This window comes from Nocardiopsis dassonvillei, from assembly GCF_964273065.1.
GTDB classification, from domain to species: Bacteria; Actinomycetota; Actinomycetes; order Streptosporangiales; family Streptosporangiaceae; genus Nocardiopsis; species Nocardiopsis dassonvillei_B.
In genome coordinates, this window is record NZ_OZ186815.1 from 1,376,242 (window position 1) to 1,391,634 (window position 15,393).

12 protein-coding genes are annotated in these 15,393 nt (G+C 73.7%); 7 read left to right on the plus strand and 5 right to left on the minus strand.

Annotated features, from left to right (window positions below; genetic code table 11):
* Positions 1 to 253 precede the first annotated feature (253 nt).
* Positions 254 to 1,108 carry a CPBP family intramembrane glutamic endopeptidase gene (locus tag ACSUPR_RS06165; RefSeq protein WP_436890024.1) on the plus strand — a complete coding sequence of 285 codons (855 nt, stop codon included), beginning with the start codon at positions 254 to 256 and terminating at the stop codon, positions 1,106 to 1,108.
* 182 nt (positions 1,109 to 1,290) lie between these two features.
* A complete protein-coding gene (locus ACSUPR_RS06170; RefSeq protein WP_436890026.1) occupies positions 1,291 to 2,184 on the plus strand; it encodes a polysaccharide lyase in 894 nt (297 codons plus the stop codon).
* Positions 2,185 to 2,215: 31 nt separating this feature from the next.
* Here the strand turns inward: ACSUPR_RS06170 and ACSUPR_RS06175 are convergent, their stop codons facing one another.
* Positions 2,216 to 3,466 carry a CynX/NimT family MFS transporter gene (locus tag ACSUPR_RS06175; RefSeq protein ID WP_436890028.1) on the minus strand — a complete coding sequence of 417 codons (1,251 nt, stop codon included), beginning with the start codon at positions 3,464 to 3,466 and terminating at the stop codon, positions 2,216 to 2,218.
* A 200-nt stretch (positions 3,467 to 3,666) separates the two neighbouring features.
* Between ACSUPR_RS06175 and ACSUPR_RS06180 the strand changes: the two genes are divergently transcribed.
* A complete protein-coding gene (locus tag ACSUPR_RS06180) occupies positions 3,667 to 4,368 on the plus strand; it encodes a FadR/GntR family transcriptional regulator (protein ID WP_436890030.1) in 702 nt (233 codons plus the stop codon).
* Positions 4,369 to 4,511: 143 nt separating this feature from the next.
* On the opposite strand, the gene ACSUPR_RS06185 is transcribed toward ACSUPR_RS06180, so the two are convergent.
* Together ACSUPR_RS06185 and ACSUPR_RS06190 are read right to left on the minus strand one after the other, a co-directional pair.
* Positions 4,512 to 5,261, minus strand: a complete 750-nt coding sequence (locus ACSUPR_RS06185; RefSeq protein ID WP_436890031.1) for an RraA family protein — start codon at positions 5,259 to 5,261, stop codon at positions 4,512 to 4,514.
* Between the two features lie 224 nt (positions 5,262 to 5,485).
* Positions 5,486 to 6,394 (minus strand): Lrp/AsnC family transcriptional regulator, encoded by a 909-nt coding sequence (locus tag ACSUPR_RS06190; protein WP_436890033.1) that lies wholly within the window; start codon positions 6,392 to 6,394, stop codon positions 5,486 to 5,488.
* Between the two features lie 482 nt (positions 6,395 to 6,876).
* Between ACSUPR_RS06190 and ACSUPR_RS06195 the strand changes: the two genes are divergently transcribed.
* From ACSUPR_RS06195 to ACSUPR_RS06205, 3 genes are all read left to right on the plus strand, one after another.
* Positions 6,877 to 8,382 (plus strand): LCP family protein, encoded by a 1,506-nt coding sequence (locus ACSUPR_RS06195; RefSeq protein WP_436890035.1) that lies wholly within the window; start codon positions 6,877 to 6,879, stop codon positions 8,380 to 8,382.
* A 152-nt stretch (positions 8,383 to 8,534) separates the two neighbouring features.
* Positions 8,535 to 9,191 carry a cell wall anchor protein gene (locus ACSUPR_RS06200; protein WP_436890037.1) on the plus strand — a complete coding sequence of 219 codons (657 nt, stop codon included), beginning with the start codon at positions 8,535 to 8,537 and terminating at the stop codon, positions 9,189 to 9,191.
* Between the two features lie 109 nt (positions 9,192 to 9,300).
* Positions 9,301 to 10,089 carry a hypothetical protein gene (locus ACSUPR_RS06205; RefSeq protein ID WP_436890039.1) on the plus strand — a complete coding sequence of 263 codons (789 nt, stop codon included), beginning with the start codon at positions 9,301 to 9,303 and terminating at the stop codon, positions 10,087 to 10,089.
* A 34-nt stretch (positions 10,090 to 10,123) separates the two neighbouring features.
* Here the strand turns inward: ACSUPR_RS06205 and ACSUPR_RS06210 are convergent, their stop codons facing one another.
* On the minus strand, positions 10,124 to 10,339 hold the full coding sequence (locus ACSUPR_RS06210; RefSeq protein ID WP_436890041.1) for a dodecin: 216 nt from the start codon (positions 10,337 to 10,339) through the stop codon (positions 10,124 to 10,126).
* Between the two features lie 485 nt (positions 10,340 to 10,824).
* Here ACSUPR_RS06210 and ACSUPR_RS06215 point away from each other — a divergent pair, with 485 nt between their 5' ends.
* Positions 10,825 to 11,034: a hypothetical protein gene (locus ACSUPR_RS06215; RefSeq protein WP_436890043.1), complete on the plus strand. Its 210-nt coding sequence runs from the start codon at positions 10,825 to 10,827 to the stop codon at positions 11,032 to 11,034.
* 691 nt (positions 11,035 to 11,725) lie between these two features.
* Here the strand turns inward: ACSUPR_RS06215 and ACSUPR_RS06220 are convergent.
* Positions 11,726 to 15,175 carry a hypothetical protein gene (locus ACSUPR_RS06220; protein WP_436890045.1) on the minus strand — a complete coding sequence of 1,150 codons (3,450 nt, stop codon included), beginning with the start codon at positions 15,173 to 15,175 and terminating at the stop codon, positions 11,726 to 11,728.
* Between the last annotated feature and the right edge of the window lie 218 nt (positions 15,176 to 15,393).

The following is a 15,393-nucleotide window of genomic DNA, read 5'->3' on the forward strand; positions in this document are numbered from 1 at the left end:
GGGCGGGCACGGCGCAGGTCCGCGCCCGGTGCCGGGGCGCACGCGGGCCGCGCGCCGGTGCCCGGCCTCCGGCGGAGCCGGGCACCGGCTCCCCGCTCCCTCGCGGGCGTCCGCCGCGGCGGTCCGGGCGAAGCCGCCCGTCGGCGAAGGCCCGTGGCGGGGGCCGCGAAGGGCGCGGGGCCTGCGGAGACCCCCGACCGGCGCCCGCCGCCCGCGGACGCCGGGGGCGCGCGGGGCGCGTAGATTGCGTTGCGTGAGAGACGAGATCCACGCCGACCGGCGGCCGCCCGAGGACGACCCGGCCCCCCGCGGCCCCCGGCCCCCGGCGGCCGCGCACCCGACCACCGCCCCCGGCCTCCCCGGGGCCGCCACGCTGCGCTGGGAGATCCTGTGCCTGCTGGCGCTGTCCCTGGGCGCATCCGCGGTGTCGGCGGTCATCTCCTTCCTCGGCGTGCTCACCGCGCCCGAGGCGCTGGCCGAGCACACCGCCAGCCTGGTGCGCCCCCAGGCCGACCAGCGGCCGTGGCTGGACCTGTCCTGGCAGCTGTACCGGGTGGCGGTGGGCCTGGCCCCGGTGCTGCTGGCCGGGTACCTGCTGCACCGCTCCGCCGAGTCGATGCGCACCATCGGGTTCGACCTGCGCCGCCCGGGGTTCGACCTGGGGTCGGGCGCCGTGCTGGCGGCCCTGATCGGGACGGGCGGCCTGGTCGTCTACGTGGTGTCGTGGCGGCTGGGCATGACCGTCACCATCGCCCCCAGCGCCCTGGAGGGCAACTGGTGGGACGTCCCCGTGCTCGTCCTCCAGGCGGCCAAGAACGGGATCCTGGAGGAGGTCATCGTCGTCGGCTACCTGCTGCACCGGCTGGGGCAGCTGGGCTGGACGCCGTGGAAGGCCGTGCTGGCGAGCTCGGTGCTGCGCGCCTTCTACCACCTGTACCAGGGCGTGGGGATGTTCTTCGGCAACCTGGTCATGGGCCTGGTGTTCGGCTGGTTCTACCACCGCTACGGCCGGGTGATGCCGCTGGTGGTGGCGCACACCGTCATCGACGTGGTGGCGTTCGTCGGCTCGGTGTACCTCGTCGGCCGCCTGGACTGGCTGCCCTCCTAGGCGGGCGGCCCTCCTCCGGCCCCTCCGGACGGCTCCGCCGGGGTCAGGGGAACGGGGTCCGTGTCGCGCACCGGTCGGACGCTCTCCGCGGCGGATGATGGGCACGGGGCACGGGCCCCGGCTCCTCCGGGCGGCCGGGGCGGCGGCCCCCACCCGACCCGTCGCCCCGGAACGGAGCACCCATGGCGGCCGCCAGAGTCCTGTTCGCCTCCGCCCTCGCCGCCGCGCTCGTCTCCGGCGCGCCGGATCCGGCCCTCCCGGCCCCTGAGGACCCGTCACCGTCCTCGTACCGGCACAACACCTTCGAGCGCCTGCCCGCGGGCAGCGCCTACACCCTGGCGGAGTGGGAGAGGGACGGCTGGGTCGCGGACCGCGGGGTGGGTCTGGACGAGCGCACCCTCATCGACGACTCGGTGCCCGCCCGCGGAGGTGAGAAGTCGCTGCGCGTGTTCTATCCCGCGGGAAAGATCGGCGCGGCCGAGTCCGGCGCGCTGGCGCGGTTCCGGCTCGACCCCGGGCGCGAGTACCACCTGTCCTTCTGGGCCCGCTTCAGCGAGGACTTCAGCTGGGGGACCACCTCGTTCGGCGGGAAGGTGGGCTTCGGGCTGAGCGGGGGCGCGGGGTGTTCGGGCAGGAAGACCTGCGACGGCCACAACGGCTACAGCTCGCGGGTGGTCTGGGGGCGCGACGGCGCGGCGGCGCTGTACTACTACCACATGGACAAGAAGGGCCAGGCCGGTGACAGCGTGCCCCTGCGCGCCGACGGCGAGGCCATCCACCACCCCCGGGGCGAGTGGGTGCACATCGCGCAGCGGCTCCGGGTGAACACGGTGACCGACGGCGAGGCCAACCCCGACGGGGAGATCGAGGCCTTCTACAACGGCAGGTCGGCCGCGCTGGTCACCGGTCTGCGCCTGGTGGCCAACGACGACCTGGTGGACGGCTCGCCCCTCTCCACCTTCTTCGGCGGCTCGACCGAGGGGTTCGCTCCGGCCCACGACAGCTACATCTGGTACGACGACCTGAAGGTGTCCACCTCACGCGAGGACATCTGCGAGCTCGGCACCTGCCCGTGACCGCCCGGCGGCACGGCGCCGGGGGCCGGGGTCAGGACCGTCCGGCGGACGCGCGGCGGGCGTCGCGCTCGGCGAGGGCGTCCTCCAGGTAGCGGGGCCGTCCCAGCAGCCACCCGGTCACGATGTTGGTCAGGACCAGGGCCAGGACCAGCAGGAGCGGCGCGTGCCAGCCGCCGGACAGCTCGTGGAGCAGCCCGAACAGGAAGGGCCCCGCGCCGGCCATGAGGTAGCCCAGGCTCTGGCTGGTGGCCGACAGGGCCGCCGCGCCCTCGCCGGTGCGGGTGCGCACCGCGAACAGGGTGAGGGCGTAGACGAAGCTGCCCATGCCGATGCCGATGAAGGTGGTCCACACCCACACGCCCGCCATCGGAGCGACCCACAGGCCCGCGATCCCGACCAGGTAGGTGAGGGCGAACACCACCACGACCGGCCGGTGGTCGCGCATCCGGGTCAGCACGGTCGGCAGCACCAGGGACATGGGGATGCCGAGCAGGGTCAGGTACGACAGGGCCAGTCCGGCTCCCTGGGCGCTCATGCCCTGGTCCCGCAGCATCTGCGCGTACCAGCCGAACATGATGTAGGCGATCGACGACTGGGTGCCGAAGTACAGCATCGACTGGAGTCCGACGCCTGTGGACAGGACCCGCAGGAAGCCCGGCGCGCGGGCGCCCGCGCCCCCGGTGGAGCGGTGGCGCAGGGTGAGCAGCCAGGGCAGGACGGCGACCAGGCCGAACAGGGCGTAGGAGCCCAGGGCGATCCGCCACTGCCCGGTGGACTCGTACATGGGCACGGTGGCGGCCGCGGCGATGGTGGTGCCCAGCGCCAGGGCCGTGGTGTACACGGTGGTCATCAGCCCGACCCGGTGCGGGAAGTACTGCTTGACCAGGGCGGGGAGGATCACGTTGCCGACCGCGCCGCCGGACAGGGCCAGCACGCTCAGCCCCAGGAACGGGAGCGGGGAGTCGACCAGGGCGCGCCCGGCCAGGCCGACGGTGACGGCGCCCAGGGCGAGCAGCAGGAGCCGGTGCGATCCGAGCCGGCGGGCCAGTGCGGGGGTGAGTCCGCCGAAGAGGGCGAAGCTCAGCACGGGCAGGGTGGTGAGCACCCCGGCGCCCACGGCGGTCATGCCCAGGCCGGCGGTGACCTCGTCGAGGAGGGGGCCCACGCTGGTGATGGCCGTGCGCAGGTTGAGGGCGGCCAGGGCGATGCCCGCGGCGATGAGGAGGAGCGCCCCGGCACCGGGGCGGGAGGTGGCGGTCTCGTCCTGCGGAGAAGGGTTCATCTCGCTGTTCCGGGGAACGACTCGGGTGCTCATGTAGGGCGGCTCACATATTCATAGGATGACCCGATGTACTGCATGAGGATAACGCATTGACGTCCGAGGCCGATTCCCGCGCGGGTCTGGTCTAAGCTCCGGCTTTAACCGACCGCACCCGTACGCTGGCCCTGTCATCCGGCGACCCGCCCCTAGGAGGTATAAGCGTGCCCCTCGCCTCGACACGCCGGACCGGTCTCGTGGACCAGGTCATCAGTCAGTTACGAGCCCAGATCGACTCGGGTGAATGGGGCATCGGCGACCGCATCCCCACCGAGTCGGAGCTGTCGGAGCAGCTGGAGGTGGGGCGCAACACGGTACGCGAGGCCGTGCGCGCCCTCGCCCACGCGGGCCTGCTGGAGATCCGCCAGGGGGCGGGCACGTTCGTGCGCGCCTCCAGCGAGCTCGGCGGCGCCCTGCGCCGCCGCCTGGAGCGCTCGCGCCTGCGCGAGAACCTGGAGGTGCGCCGCGCCCTGGAGGTGGAGGCGGCCCGCCTGGCGGCGCTGCGGCACACCGAGGAGGACATGGCCGACATCGACCGGGCCATGGCCCTGCGCGAGTCGACCTGGCGCGAGCGGGACATGAGCGCGTTCGTGGAGGCCGACTTCGCGTTCCACCGCGCGGTCGTCAACGCCACCCACAACACCCTGCTCATCGACCTGTACGACGACATCGCCCAGGTGGTGTACGCGAGCATCGCGCACACGGCCTACGAGCAGAACGGCGGGGAGTCGGCCGACCCCACCCCCTCGGGGGACGGTATCGACCACTCCAAGCTCACCGAGGCCCTGCGGGCCTCCGATCCGGTGGCCGCGGCCCGCGAGGCCACCTGCTACATCGACGAGCTGCTGTCCCTCACCGAGGACTGAGGGGCCTCCCTCCGCCGCGCGCACCGCGGCCCCGGGCCCGGGGACACCCGGCCCGGGGCCGCTCCGCGCCCGTCCCGAACGCCTGGGATCGGTGGGACGCAAGTTTTTTGCGTGACCGGTGGGGCTGGTGGTGCCCGACCGCCTCAGTCGCGGTAGGAGTCGCCGACCGCGGGGCGCGACGGCAGCCTCGACCGGGACTGGTCGCCCGCGGCTCCGCGGGCAGGAGCCTCGCGCCGGGGCCCCAGGGTCCGGGGGCGCGCCCGGCGGCCCCGGGGGTCGGCCCCGCCCTCCCAGCCGCTGACCCGGGACGGGTCCAGGCCGAGCAGGTCCAGGGTGCTCTCCCCCGCGCACACGGCGTCGATGATCTCCTGTTCGCGGGTGATGCTGTCCATCGTCTCGGCGATGATGGCGCTGACCTGCCCCCGAGGCAGGCACACGACGCCGTCGTCGTCGGCCACGATCCAGTCGCCGCGGCGCACCGCGAGCGGTACCGGCCCGGCGGCCGTCATGGTGATCTGGCCGCCGACCGCGCCGCCCGCCTCGGGGCGGGCCTCGCGCACCGCCACGCCCGCGCCGAACACGGGCAGCTCGCACCGGGCGATCGCCGCGACATCGCGCACGCACCCGTCCAGGACGATGCCGCGCACCCCGCGGGCCCGGGCCGCCACCGCGAGGATCTCGTCGACGTAGCCGTACTCCGCCTCCCCGGAGACGTCGACGACCAGGGCCGACCCCGGGGGCGCCTGGGCGACGGCCACGTGGAGGGCGAGGTTGTCTCCGGGCACGCAGCGCACCGGGAAGGCGGTCGCGGCGAAGGACGCCCCGGGCCAGACGGAGAAGAGGTGCGTACCGAAGGGGCGGCCGCCGCACCTGGCCAGTGCCACCGTTCCCACAGCAGTCAGTGTGTCCGCAAGCGCCACGTCAGCCTCCCACTACACCCGCGCCCGGTGTGGCCGATTCGGACCGGCCCCTTCCATACTCACGGGTAACTTAAGCGTGATGCAAGGCATACGGGACGGAAACACGTAAAAATGCTACCGCTGGTTACATTTCTTTCGACTCCCTAGAGTGAGCGGTCCGGGGCGTGCACCGCTCCCCGCCGCGGGCCCCGCGCCCCCTACCCGGGGATCCACTCCAGCAGCCGGTCCCCCTCCCTGCGCTCCTTGCGGACCGACAGGTGCTCCCACGTCTCCACATGGGCCACCCCCTGCGCGGAGCGGACCGCCTCCAGCCCCTCCACCAGCCGGCAGCGGTCCGGCGCGGTGAGCGTCCCGACGACGTCGTAGCGGCCGAACCCGCTGGCCAGGAACGACACCCGGGGCATGTTCGCCAGGACCGCCCCCAGCGCCTCGGCGTCCCCCCGGCAGCGCAGGCCGAACCCGAGCTGCTCGTTGGCGCCCAGCGCCGTCGGCTCCACGATCGCGGTCACGTGGATCACCCCCGAGTCCAGCAGGCGCACCACCCGCGACCGGGCCGCCGCCTGGGACAGGCCCACCTGGCGGGCCAGGTCCGCGTACGAGGCCCGGCCGTCGCGCAGCAGCCTGCGAACCAGCCGCCAGTCCAGGGCGTCCAACTCCACGTCGCGCAGTTCGCGCACACTGCTGTGGGCGTCCTTGAACACCGAGTTGGCCCGGAACACCTCCGCGCCGTCCACCCCCGGCAGTGCGCGCAGCTCGGCGAGCTCCTTGGTCAGGGCGGCGTCATCGGCCACCCGGACCTGGGCCACGGCCGGGAACCTGCCCGCCGACTGCGCGGCGAAGGTCACCGCCTCGCGCTCACCCAGAGCGTCCAGCAGGGGCCCGACCGGGCCGGTGACACGGAACGACACGTGGCCGAGGACCTCCATGCCCACCACCCCGGCGTGCAGGACGCCGACGATCCTGATCGCCCCCGACTGGACCAGCTGGCGCACGCGGGCGCGCACCGCCGTACGTGAGAGGCCGACCCCGTCGGCCAGCGCCTGGAACGTCGCTCTGCCGTCCCCCTGCAACGCGCGCATCAGCGCCGCGTCAACCGCATCGAGCACAATGGTGCCTTTCGTTCCCATGACGCCGCCCTTCCCCCGGACGGCGCCCCCTCCTGCGGCCAGATCATCGCAGCTGCGACGCCGCCATCACTACCGATCGAGAAAGAAATCGGCTGATTCACCCCTTTGAGTGGCCGGAGGGCCCTGGGCAATACCCCATCGAAGGCGTCAGCACCACATAACAGACTTGTATAGAACATCCCTAATGAGGGGGTAGCCGTGCACACAACTCCGGCAAAGCGCCACACTGATCTCACGTGTCGGCGCGACACCCCCGGGGACACCCCGCGCCCCGCGGCGGAAGCGGCCGGCCCCGACGTTGTGGTCCGGTTCGGCGCAGATCCGAGCACGACCTCCCGGACACCGCCGTCGGGGAGTGCGAACCTGTTCGTCAGCGGTGCTCCATGATCGCGAACGGTCCGACGGCGGGGAACAATGGACAGCACGGGGCCGGAACGCCGTCCCCTGGAGAGGAAGCGTCGGTGGCAGCGGAGGACGAGCAACAGGACGGGGCACCCGCACGGCCGAGCACGGCCGGGGCCCTGTTGTGGACCGCCGCGGCGGTCCCCCTTCCGGGCATCGCCCACCTGCGGATGCGCCGCAGGGCGGCGGGCGCGGTCATCCTGGGTGTGTACCTGGCCGGGCTCGCGGCCCTGGCGGTATGGGCGGTGAGCCTCGGCCGCTCCGACGCGGACACCCTCACCTCGGTGGCGAGCCTGGCACTGCGCAGCAGCTGGCTGATGACCGCGATGGCCCTCGTGTTCGTCGTGGCGGTGCTGTGGCTGGCCGTCATCGTGCACTCGTGGGTCATCACCCGTCCGCAGGGGGCGCCGATGGGCGCCCGGCTGCTCAGCGGCGCCGTGGTGGTGCTGCTGTGCCTGACGGTGGCCGCGCCCTCGGCGCTGGCCCTGCACGGCGGGTACACCGCCTACGAGGCGCTCAACAACATCTTCGGCGGACCCGAGCGGGACGACCTGCCCCCGCACGACGCCGCCGACCCCTGGAACGGCGCGGACCGGGTCAACGTCCTGCTGATCGGCTCGGACTCGGCCGACAACCGGTACGGCGTGCGCACGGACACGATGATCGTCGCCAGCCTGGACCCGCACACCGGCGAGGCCGTGCTGATCGGCCTGCCGCGCAACCTGGAGGACGTGCGCTTCCCCGAGGGCACGGCGCTGGCCGAGCGCTACCCCGAGCCGTACGGGTTCGACCTGCTGCTCAACGACGTCTACCAGACGGTGGCCGAGGAGCCGGACGAGCTGGCGGTCAACCCGCACGTGCCCGACCCGTCGGCCGACACCCTCAAGGCGGTCATCGGCCACAACCTCGGCCTGGACATCTCCTACTACGCGATGGTCGACATGCGGGGCTTCCGGGACCTCATCGACGCCATCGGCGGCATCCGGGTGACCATCGAGGAGCCCATCCCCTACGGCGTGCACGGCGGAGTCCTGGAGCCCGGGGTGCGGGTGCTCGACGGCCACGAGGCGCTCTGGTACGGGCGCTCCCGGGTGAACAGCGACGACTACGGGCGGATGGGGCGGCAGGGCTGCCTCATCAAGTACGTGACCGAGCAGGTGGAGCCCACCACCATCCTCACCAGCTACCGGGAGCTGGCCGGCGCCACCCAGCGGACGCTGAGCACGGACATCCCGCAGTCGAAGGTGCCCTCCTTCGTGGAGCTGGCGGACCTGGTGACCGACACCGGCCGGATGAGCACACTGCAGCTCTCCCCGCCGCAGGTCAACACCGCCAGCCCGGACTGGGACGCGGTCCGGGCGCTGGTCGCCGAGGCGATCGGGGCCGAGGCGACGGGCGACGAGCTGCCCGCCGCCACCCCGAGCCCGTCGGACGCGGCCGTGCCGGAGGAGGAGGGCGACCGCACCGAGTGGCAGGAGTACACCGGCCTGGACGAGCCGTCCCCGGCCGACCCGGGCCGCCAGGTGGGCGAGGAGCCCAGCGACCTGAACGCTCTCTGCCCCTGAGCTCCCGCGAGGGCGCCGACCGGTCCCGGTCGGCGCCCTCCGGCGTTGCCCGCTCGGACCGGGCGTGAAACCGCGGGCACTCCAGGTGACCGGCACCGGTCAGCCCGCGGCGACCCGTTGCCCGCTCCCCGGGCCCGTGTGAACCTGACGCCGTGACCTCCGCTCAGCTTCTGACCCTCGTCGCGTTGGGCGCCTTCCACGGTCTGCACCCGGGTATGGGGTGGATGCTGGCGGTGGCGCGGGGACTCCAGGAGGGCGGCCGCGGCGCGGTGCTGCGCGCGCTGCCCCCGATCGCCGCCGGCCACGCGGTGAGCGTCGCGGTGGCCGCGGTGGCGATCACCGTCACCGGGTCGGTGACCGCGTCCGTGCTCTTCCCCGTGGCCGGAGGCGGGGTGATCGTGCTGGTGGGGCTGGCGATGCTGCTGTGGCGGCGCCACACCCACCGGGCGGAGATCCGGCTGCCGCCCTGGCAGCTGGCGGCCTGGTCGTTCGTCATGGCGTCCGCGCACGGCTCGGGGCTGATGCTCATGCCGGTCCTGGCGGGGCGGCCGACCTTCCACGGCATGGACCACGGCGCCCACACGGCGGCGCCCTCCCCCGAGCCCGGGGTGTGGGACTCCGCCCTCACCGGCCTGCTCGCCGCGGGGGTGCACACGGCGGCGATGCTGGCGGCCTGCGCCGCGGCGGCCCTGGTCGCGTACGACCACCTCGGGGTCCACGCACTGCGCTGGAAGGGGGTCACCATGGACCGGATCTGGGCCGTGACCCTGGTGGCGGGCGGCCTGCTGGTGCTCTGGTCGCTGCGCTGAGCGGGAGTGGACACACGACATGTGGGAAAAATGTCCCTTGTGTCGGAAATCTGAGCATCCCCTGGGGGGTTGTCCACTCTGGAACCCGCAAGCGAAGGGCACGAGGGGCATGGCACACAGACCCGCACCACCGCCGCGACGACGCTGGAACGGACTCCTGCTGGCCCTGGGCGTCCTCATCGTCCTGGGCGTCCTGGCCGCCCTGGGAACCCGCTGGGTCGCCCAGCGCGACGCCCCCCTGCCGATCTCCACGCCCTGGGGCCCCGAGTGCTCCGTGTGGACCGGCGAGGAGACCGTCCGCCTCGAACGCGACCAGGCCCGGCGGGCCACCACGGCGGCCGCCGTCATCGACCAGGGCGAGGCCGCCCCCGTCGATGCCCCCGACACCGACGACATCCCCGACGCCGTGATGGACGTGCTGGCCAACGGCCCCGAGGACGACGCCGGCCCCTCACTGACCTGCCGTTCCGTCAAGAACGGCGACCTGCTCGTGGAACCCGACCTGGAGCCCTCGGGGCTGACCCCCCGGGCCCAGAAGCTGAAGGACGGGGTGGAGGAGTACTTCGCCGAACCGAGCCTGGGCGGTTTCGTGCCCGGCGGCTACGACACCGGCCACGGCGAGAGATCGGCGCACTACGAGGGGCGGGCGCTCGACATCTTCTACCGCCCGGTCAACGAGGAGAACCGGCGCGCGGGCTGGATCATGGCGCACTGGCTGATCGCCCACGCGCCCGACTACGACGTCGACGTCATCATCTTCGACGACCGCATCTGGAGCACCTACTACCCGTCGCTGGGGTGGCGCCACTACGAGGCCGACCCCGACAACGAGATCCTGCGGCACCTGGACCACGTGCACGTCGACGTGCAGCGCGGACAGGACGCCCAGGAGCGCTGACGGGGGGCCTCCCCGCCAACGCCCGGGGAGACCCCTAGTCCTCCGGCTCCTCCAGCCGGAAACCGACCTTGAGCCCCACCTGGAAGTGCGCGATGGCGCCGTCCTCGATGTGGCCGCGGACCTCGGTGACCTCGAACCAGTCGAGCCCGCGAAGCGTGCTCGACGCCCGATCGATCCCGTTGTTGATCGCCTCGGTGATGCCCTCGGGCGACGTGCCGACGATCTCCGTGACCCGGTAGGTATGGGACATGTGGACCCCCTCTGATCGGTTGCGCTCGGCCCGGCGGGCCGTCCCGATCACCTGCCTCCCCACATTCCCGGCCCGTCACACCGGCCCCGCCCCGTCCGCGGTTCCGAGGAAGGGATCGGAGGCGACGCTTGACCCGGTACGGATAAGGACTTTGGACCCTGTTGGGATTTCCGTTACCAGGAGGGCACGGACGTCTCCTACGTCACGCTTCCGAACACCCCAGAAAATAGACACATAAGGCCTGACCTGGGACTTAATCCCTTCATCCGCCGGGACTCTCCCGAGACAACCTCGTAACTGACTCTTGACGTACCCCCGGGGGTGGCGGTGTACATTGGGTCTTGGCGCTCCGGTCCCCCGTCGGAGCGCGGGACGATGTTTCGAGCCCCCGTCGGAACATCGCATGCGACGCCGGGTGGTTTGCCCCCGTAGCCACCCGGCGTCGCCTTTGTCTTTTCCAGACTCTTTCCCACGGGGAGTTCCTCATGTCCGACACCGAAACCGTGGTCTGCTCCCGGCGCGACTGCCGCGAGCCCGCGACCTGGGCCCTGGTGTGGAACAACCCGAAGCTGCACACCCCGGACCGCCGCAAGGTGTGGACGGCCTGCGACGAGCACCGCACCTACCTGGAGAACTTCCTCGCCCTCCGCGGCTTCCACCGCGAAACCCTCCCCCTCTCCGACCTCAAGGACTGACCCACCACAGCCGGAGAACCTCGCCCGCCCCCCGCCCAGCCCCAAAGGGATCGAGGGAGAGAGAACCAGGCCCCGCCCCGGGGGGTGAAGGCCACCGGAAGACTTCCACCCCGACCCCAGGGGGTTGAGCAAGGAAGAACCGCGACCCCCGCCCCAGGGGGTGAAAGCGGGGGAGAACCTCGGCCCGCACCCCAGGGGGGTAGGCGGACTTGGAGGTTTCCAAGACGGTCACCCGTTGGAAAGGGCGGTCTGTGGGGGCGCCCGACAGCAGGCGTTGGCCTCCAAAAGCCCAGCCGCCTGGAAAGGCACAGACCGCGGAGCGCGGGCCCGCCCCGCCGCAGTCGGCGCCCGGCAGACCACCAGGCCGGTGCGCTGGGCGCACATCGACAGTGGTGGGGGCTTACGGGGCGGGTGCGCGCGAGGCCTGCCCCGCCCGGCCCCGGACCCACGGAGGAAGGGTCCGCCTGCAAACGGACGGGCCTGTCCGACCCCGCTTGTAACACCAGCCCCCGCCGGGGTGACCCCAGCCGTACGTGCCCTCCCGCACCACAGAGGAACGAACCCGAACAAGCGCCCACCCCGCCCGCCCCACGGGTGAAGGCCGCGCAGAACCTCCCGCACCCCCGCCCCGACCCTGTGGGGCCGGGGCGGGAGGGACCACCGACCTCCACCCACCCTCGAGCCGAAGCGCTCAGTCCGCCGCCACCCGCCAAGCGGCGGCCCGCAGGCCCGGGTCCCCCAGCTCGGCGACCCGGGCGAGCATCCCGGGCCAGGGCTCCTTCCACCCGCGGTCCCGGACGGCCCGCTCCACCAGGCCCAGCACCACACGCCCGATCCGCACCCGTATGACCGGATCGGCATCCGCCTCGGCCTCCGCCTTCGCCTTCACCTCGGCCTCAGCCAGAAGGCGTTCGCACACCTCCGGCCGGTCGTCCACCCCGTTCCCCAGCATCCGCACCAGGTTCCTGTCCGGGTATCGGACCGCACCCTCCGAACGCAGATACCGCAACGCCAGCGGCACCAGCGCCTCCGACCGGTCCTCCCCTTCATCGAGCAGGCGACGCATCCGCCCCATCAGCAGATCGGCGGCCTCGGTCGCGTACTCCTGTCGCTCCCCCAACAGCCCCACGACCCGGTCGACCACGGCATCGTCCTCCGGAGTCCGCACCGCCCCGCCGAAGTCCGCGACCACCCGGAGCAGCCGCCGGTGCGGGGTGTCCTCCGCCTCCGGCACCGGCCTCGGCACCGGCACGCTCCCGTCCGCCCGCGGAACACCGGCCAGCAGGCGCTCCACCGCCTCCGGCGCACGCTCCAGTCCGATCCCCCGCTCCCACAGGGCGCGAACCCCGACGAGCGACCGGCCGAAGACCTCGCCCGACCCGACCAGCCCGTCGAACAGGGAACCGACATCACCCGCCGCGTTCCACGGCAGCCAGCGCGCCCCCCACGGACCCAGCCTCCAGTGCCGGGTGTCCGCCTCCGGCAGGTCACCCACCACTCCGGCCATCGCCTCCCTCCGCCCGGGCGGGCAGCGCCACGGGCCGGGCGCCAACAGGGCCAGGTGCAGCTCCACCTCCTCGAAGGACCGGACCTGGCCGGCCAGTGCCACGAGCGCCTCCGGATCGTCCAGGCACCGGACCAGGGACCCGACCACGGCGGCGCGCACATCGCGGTGCAGACCCTCGATGGCCAGCGCCCGGGCCAGAGTCCCCACCGCTCCCGGCGGCCGGTGGTGTGCGAGCAGACGGGCCGCCGTCTTGCGCACGGTGACCTTGGCCGGGCCCAGCAGCGTGTCGGCCAGGAGCGGTCCCAGCTCCGTCGGCGGGGTGACCAGGGCCTGGCGTGACAGTGCCGGCCCGGCGGCCCGCGACTGCGGGCCGTCCGCACCCCGCAGGACCGTGCCCAGTGTGCGGTCCCGGCTGCGGCCCAGGGCGGACAGCGCCGCCTCGCGCAGAACGATGTCGTCACCGTCCAGGAAGGTCCGCAGCCGGTGTGCCGTCCGAGGCAGGTCGCCCAGCCGCAGCAGGGCCCTCTCCCGGACGTCGGCCCCGGCGGCAGGGTCGGCCGCCAGGTCCGCCAGGCGGTCGGCCAGGGCGGAGGTCAGGCGGACCGGCCAGCGGCGGGCCGCCCGCCGGTCCACCTCGGGAATCCAGTCGCGGTCCGCCGCGGCCAGGACCGCCAGGACGACGTCGGTGGGCTGCTCGCGCACCAGCAGGGGCCAGACCTTCGGCAACCGGACGGCGCCGGGCTCGGCCGCGACCAGCTCCCGCGCGTGCTCCGCCCGGGTCGCCGGGATCAACGGGGCCGCAGGAACAGCCCGGGGTGCCCCTGCCAGGTACATCCGGGCCGCCGTCTCCGCCACCTCCCGCGTTCGCGCCGTCCCTCTCGTCTCCACCCCGAGCGCCGCCGAACGCAGCCGCGCCCGCAATCCCGGCAGGTTCCGGATCCGGCGCCCGACCTCCCGGGACACCGCCACGGCGGGCGCGTGGTCGCCGCGCGCCCGGGCCTCATCCAGCACCGGAGCCAGCCGCCGGTACAGCTCCGTCTCCTCCCCGACCGGCAGCACCTGGTCCAGATACGGTTCGAGGGCGGTCACCGCGACCCACCGGCCCCGGGCCGCCCACCAGGGCGGGTCGGCGCGGGGGCGCCCGGCCTGCCCCAGACCGTCCACACCGAACCGCCCGACCAGGCGCACGTACACGTCCAGGGCCCAGGAGCGGGCCCGCTCCCCGGTCGCGGGATGGCGCAGCAGGCGGATCGCGATGGCCCGCAGGGCCCCGCGGGTCTCCGCGCCCGCGTCGCGGCTCTGCACGGTGTCGGCGAGCAGCCGCTCCAGCGCCGGCAGCGCCGCGACGAGCAGCGGCACCGGCAGGTCGCCGGCCGAACGCAGCAGCGCACAGCGCACCGGGTCGCGCTCGGCACCGGCCCGTTCGGCCCGGCTCAGCAGGACCTCGGCGACCACCTCGGGGTCCCCGGTGCGCCCGGCCGCCGTGACCAGGGCGGCCAGACCGCGGGTCCGGCGCCGGGCGTCGCCGGAGGAGGCCGCGTCGGCGAGGGTGTCCGCGACCTCCGCGTAGGGCAGGAACGCCAGGGCGTCCAGATCCAGGTGGGGGTCTCCGTAGCGGTGCTGCCAGCGCTGGATGCGGTGGATCTCCTCCAGTGCGGACCGCGCCTCCCGTTCAGCCGTGGCCGGTGGCATCAGGGGCAGGTAGCGCAGGACGAAGGGTATGACCCGTTCGCGTTTCTCGAGGAAGCGGTCCAGGTAGCGGGCGCGCACGTCCGGCTCCATCGCCCGCAGGACACGGAGCGCGTCGGCGGGGTGGCTGCGCATGGCGCGCAGCAGAGCACGGACCCGGCGGCCGCCGTAGGCGGTGGGCGGGTACCGCGTCGGGTAACCGTGCTCGGCGCCCCCGCCCTCCTCGCTCGCGCGGGTGGCGTGCGGGTAGCGGTTCAGCCGCCACGGCTCCCGGCCGGGGGCGAGTTCGGCGACCGCTGCCGGGCGGACCGGGTCGAGGGCGCTCAGCGCCCGCTGGACCGGCTCGTCGTCCAGGGTGCGCAGGTACCCGACGAGGGTGTCGGGGTGGCGGCGGGCGAGCCGCCGCCAGGACCGGACCGCGTGGGCGAGGTCCGGCAGGTGGGCGGCGACGGCCCGCGCCGAGCAGGCGGGCAGGAGGGCGGCGGCCTCGGGGTCGCCGTGGTCGCGGCGGACCTCGGGCAGGAGCCGGTCTGCCAGCGGTGCGCGGCGGGCGTGGAAAAGGGTGCGGTAGAGCGTGCGCCGCAGCTCGGTGGGGGCGTCGCGCAGGACGGGGAGCACCGCCTCGTCGGGGACCGGGAGTGCGCGGACGGCGCGCAGGGCGACGCGACGCAGGTCCGGATGGGGCGAGGCGAGGTGGCGGGCGACCGCGTTGAGGTCGCGGGACACCAGGGCCAGATGGGAGGCGAACTCCCGTTGGGCGTGGGGGGCGAACCCGGTTCCCCGGACGGAGTCCTCCAGGTCGTGAATGATCCCGGAGAGTTCGGGGGTTCCCTCGTGTCCCCGGGCGAAGTCCGCCAGGGCGCGCATCCGCGCGGCGCAGGAGAGGGGTTCGATGGTGGACAGAAGCCGGTGGGCCGACGCGTGCGCCGGCTCGGTGGGGCTCAACGGCCCGGGCGGAGACCGCCCTTCCTGATCGTCATGGCGCGAGCGTACACGGATCCCCGAGAAAGACGAAACCCCCTGCGAACCAGGGGGCGGGGCCGAACGGGCGGAGGAGCGCCGGCCGGTACGGACTCCGGTGAGAAGCACGCACCACTCGTTCGGCTCTCCTCGCCCCTCCCCGGGGCCGGCGATCCCACGTCCGGCCCGACCACCGAACCCAC

What these genes read in the sequence shown, in the direction of transcription:
- ACSUPR_RS06170 (WP_436890026.1), top strand. Translation starts at nt 1,291, where the DNA reads ATGGCGGCCGCCAGAGTCCTGTTCGCCTCCGCCCTCGCCGCCGCGCTC.
- ACSUPR_RS06175 (WP_436890028.1), bottom strand. Translation starts at nt 3,466, where the DNA reads ATGAACCCTTCTCCGCAGGACGAGACCGCCACCTCCCGCCCCGGTGCC.
- ACSUPR_RS06205 (WP_436890039.1), top strand. Translation starts at nt 9,301, where the DNA reads ATGGCACACAGACCCGCACCACCGCCGCGACGACGCTGGAACGGACTC.
- ACSUPR_RS06210 (WP_436890041.1), bottom strand. Translation starts at nt 10,339, where the DNA reads ATGTCCCATACCTACCGGGTCACGGAGATCGTCGGCACGTCGCCCGAG.
- ACSUPR_RS06215 (WP_436890043.1), top strand. Translation starts at nt 10,825, where the DNA reads ATGTCCGACACCGAAACCGTGGTCTGCTCCCGGCGCGACTGCCGCGAG.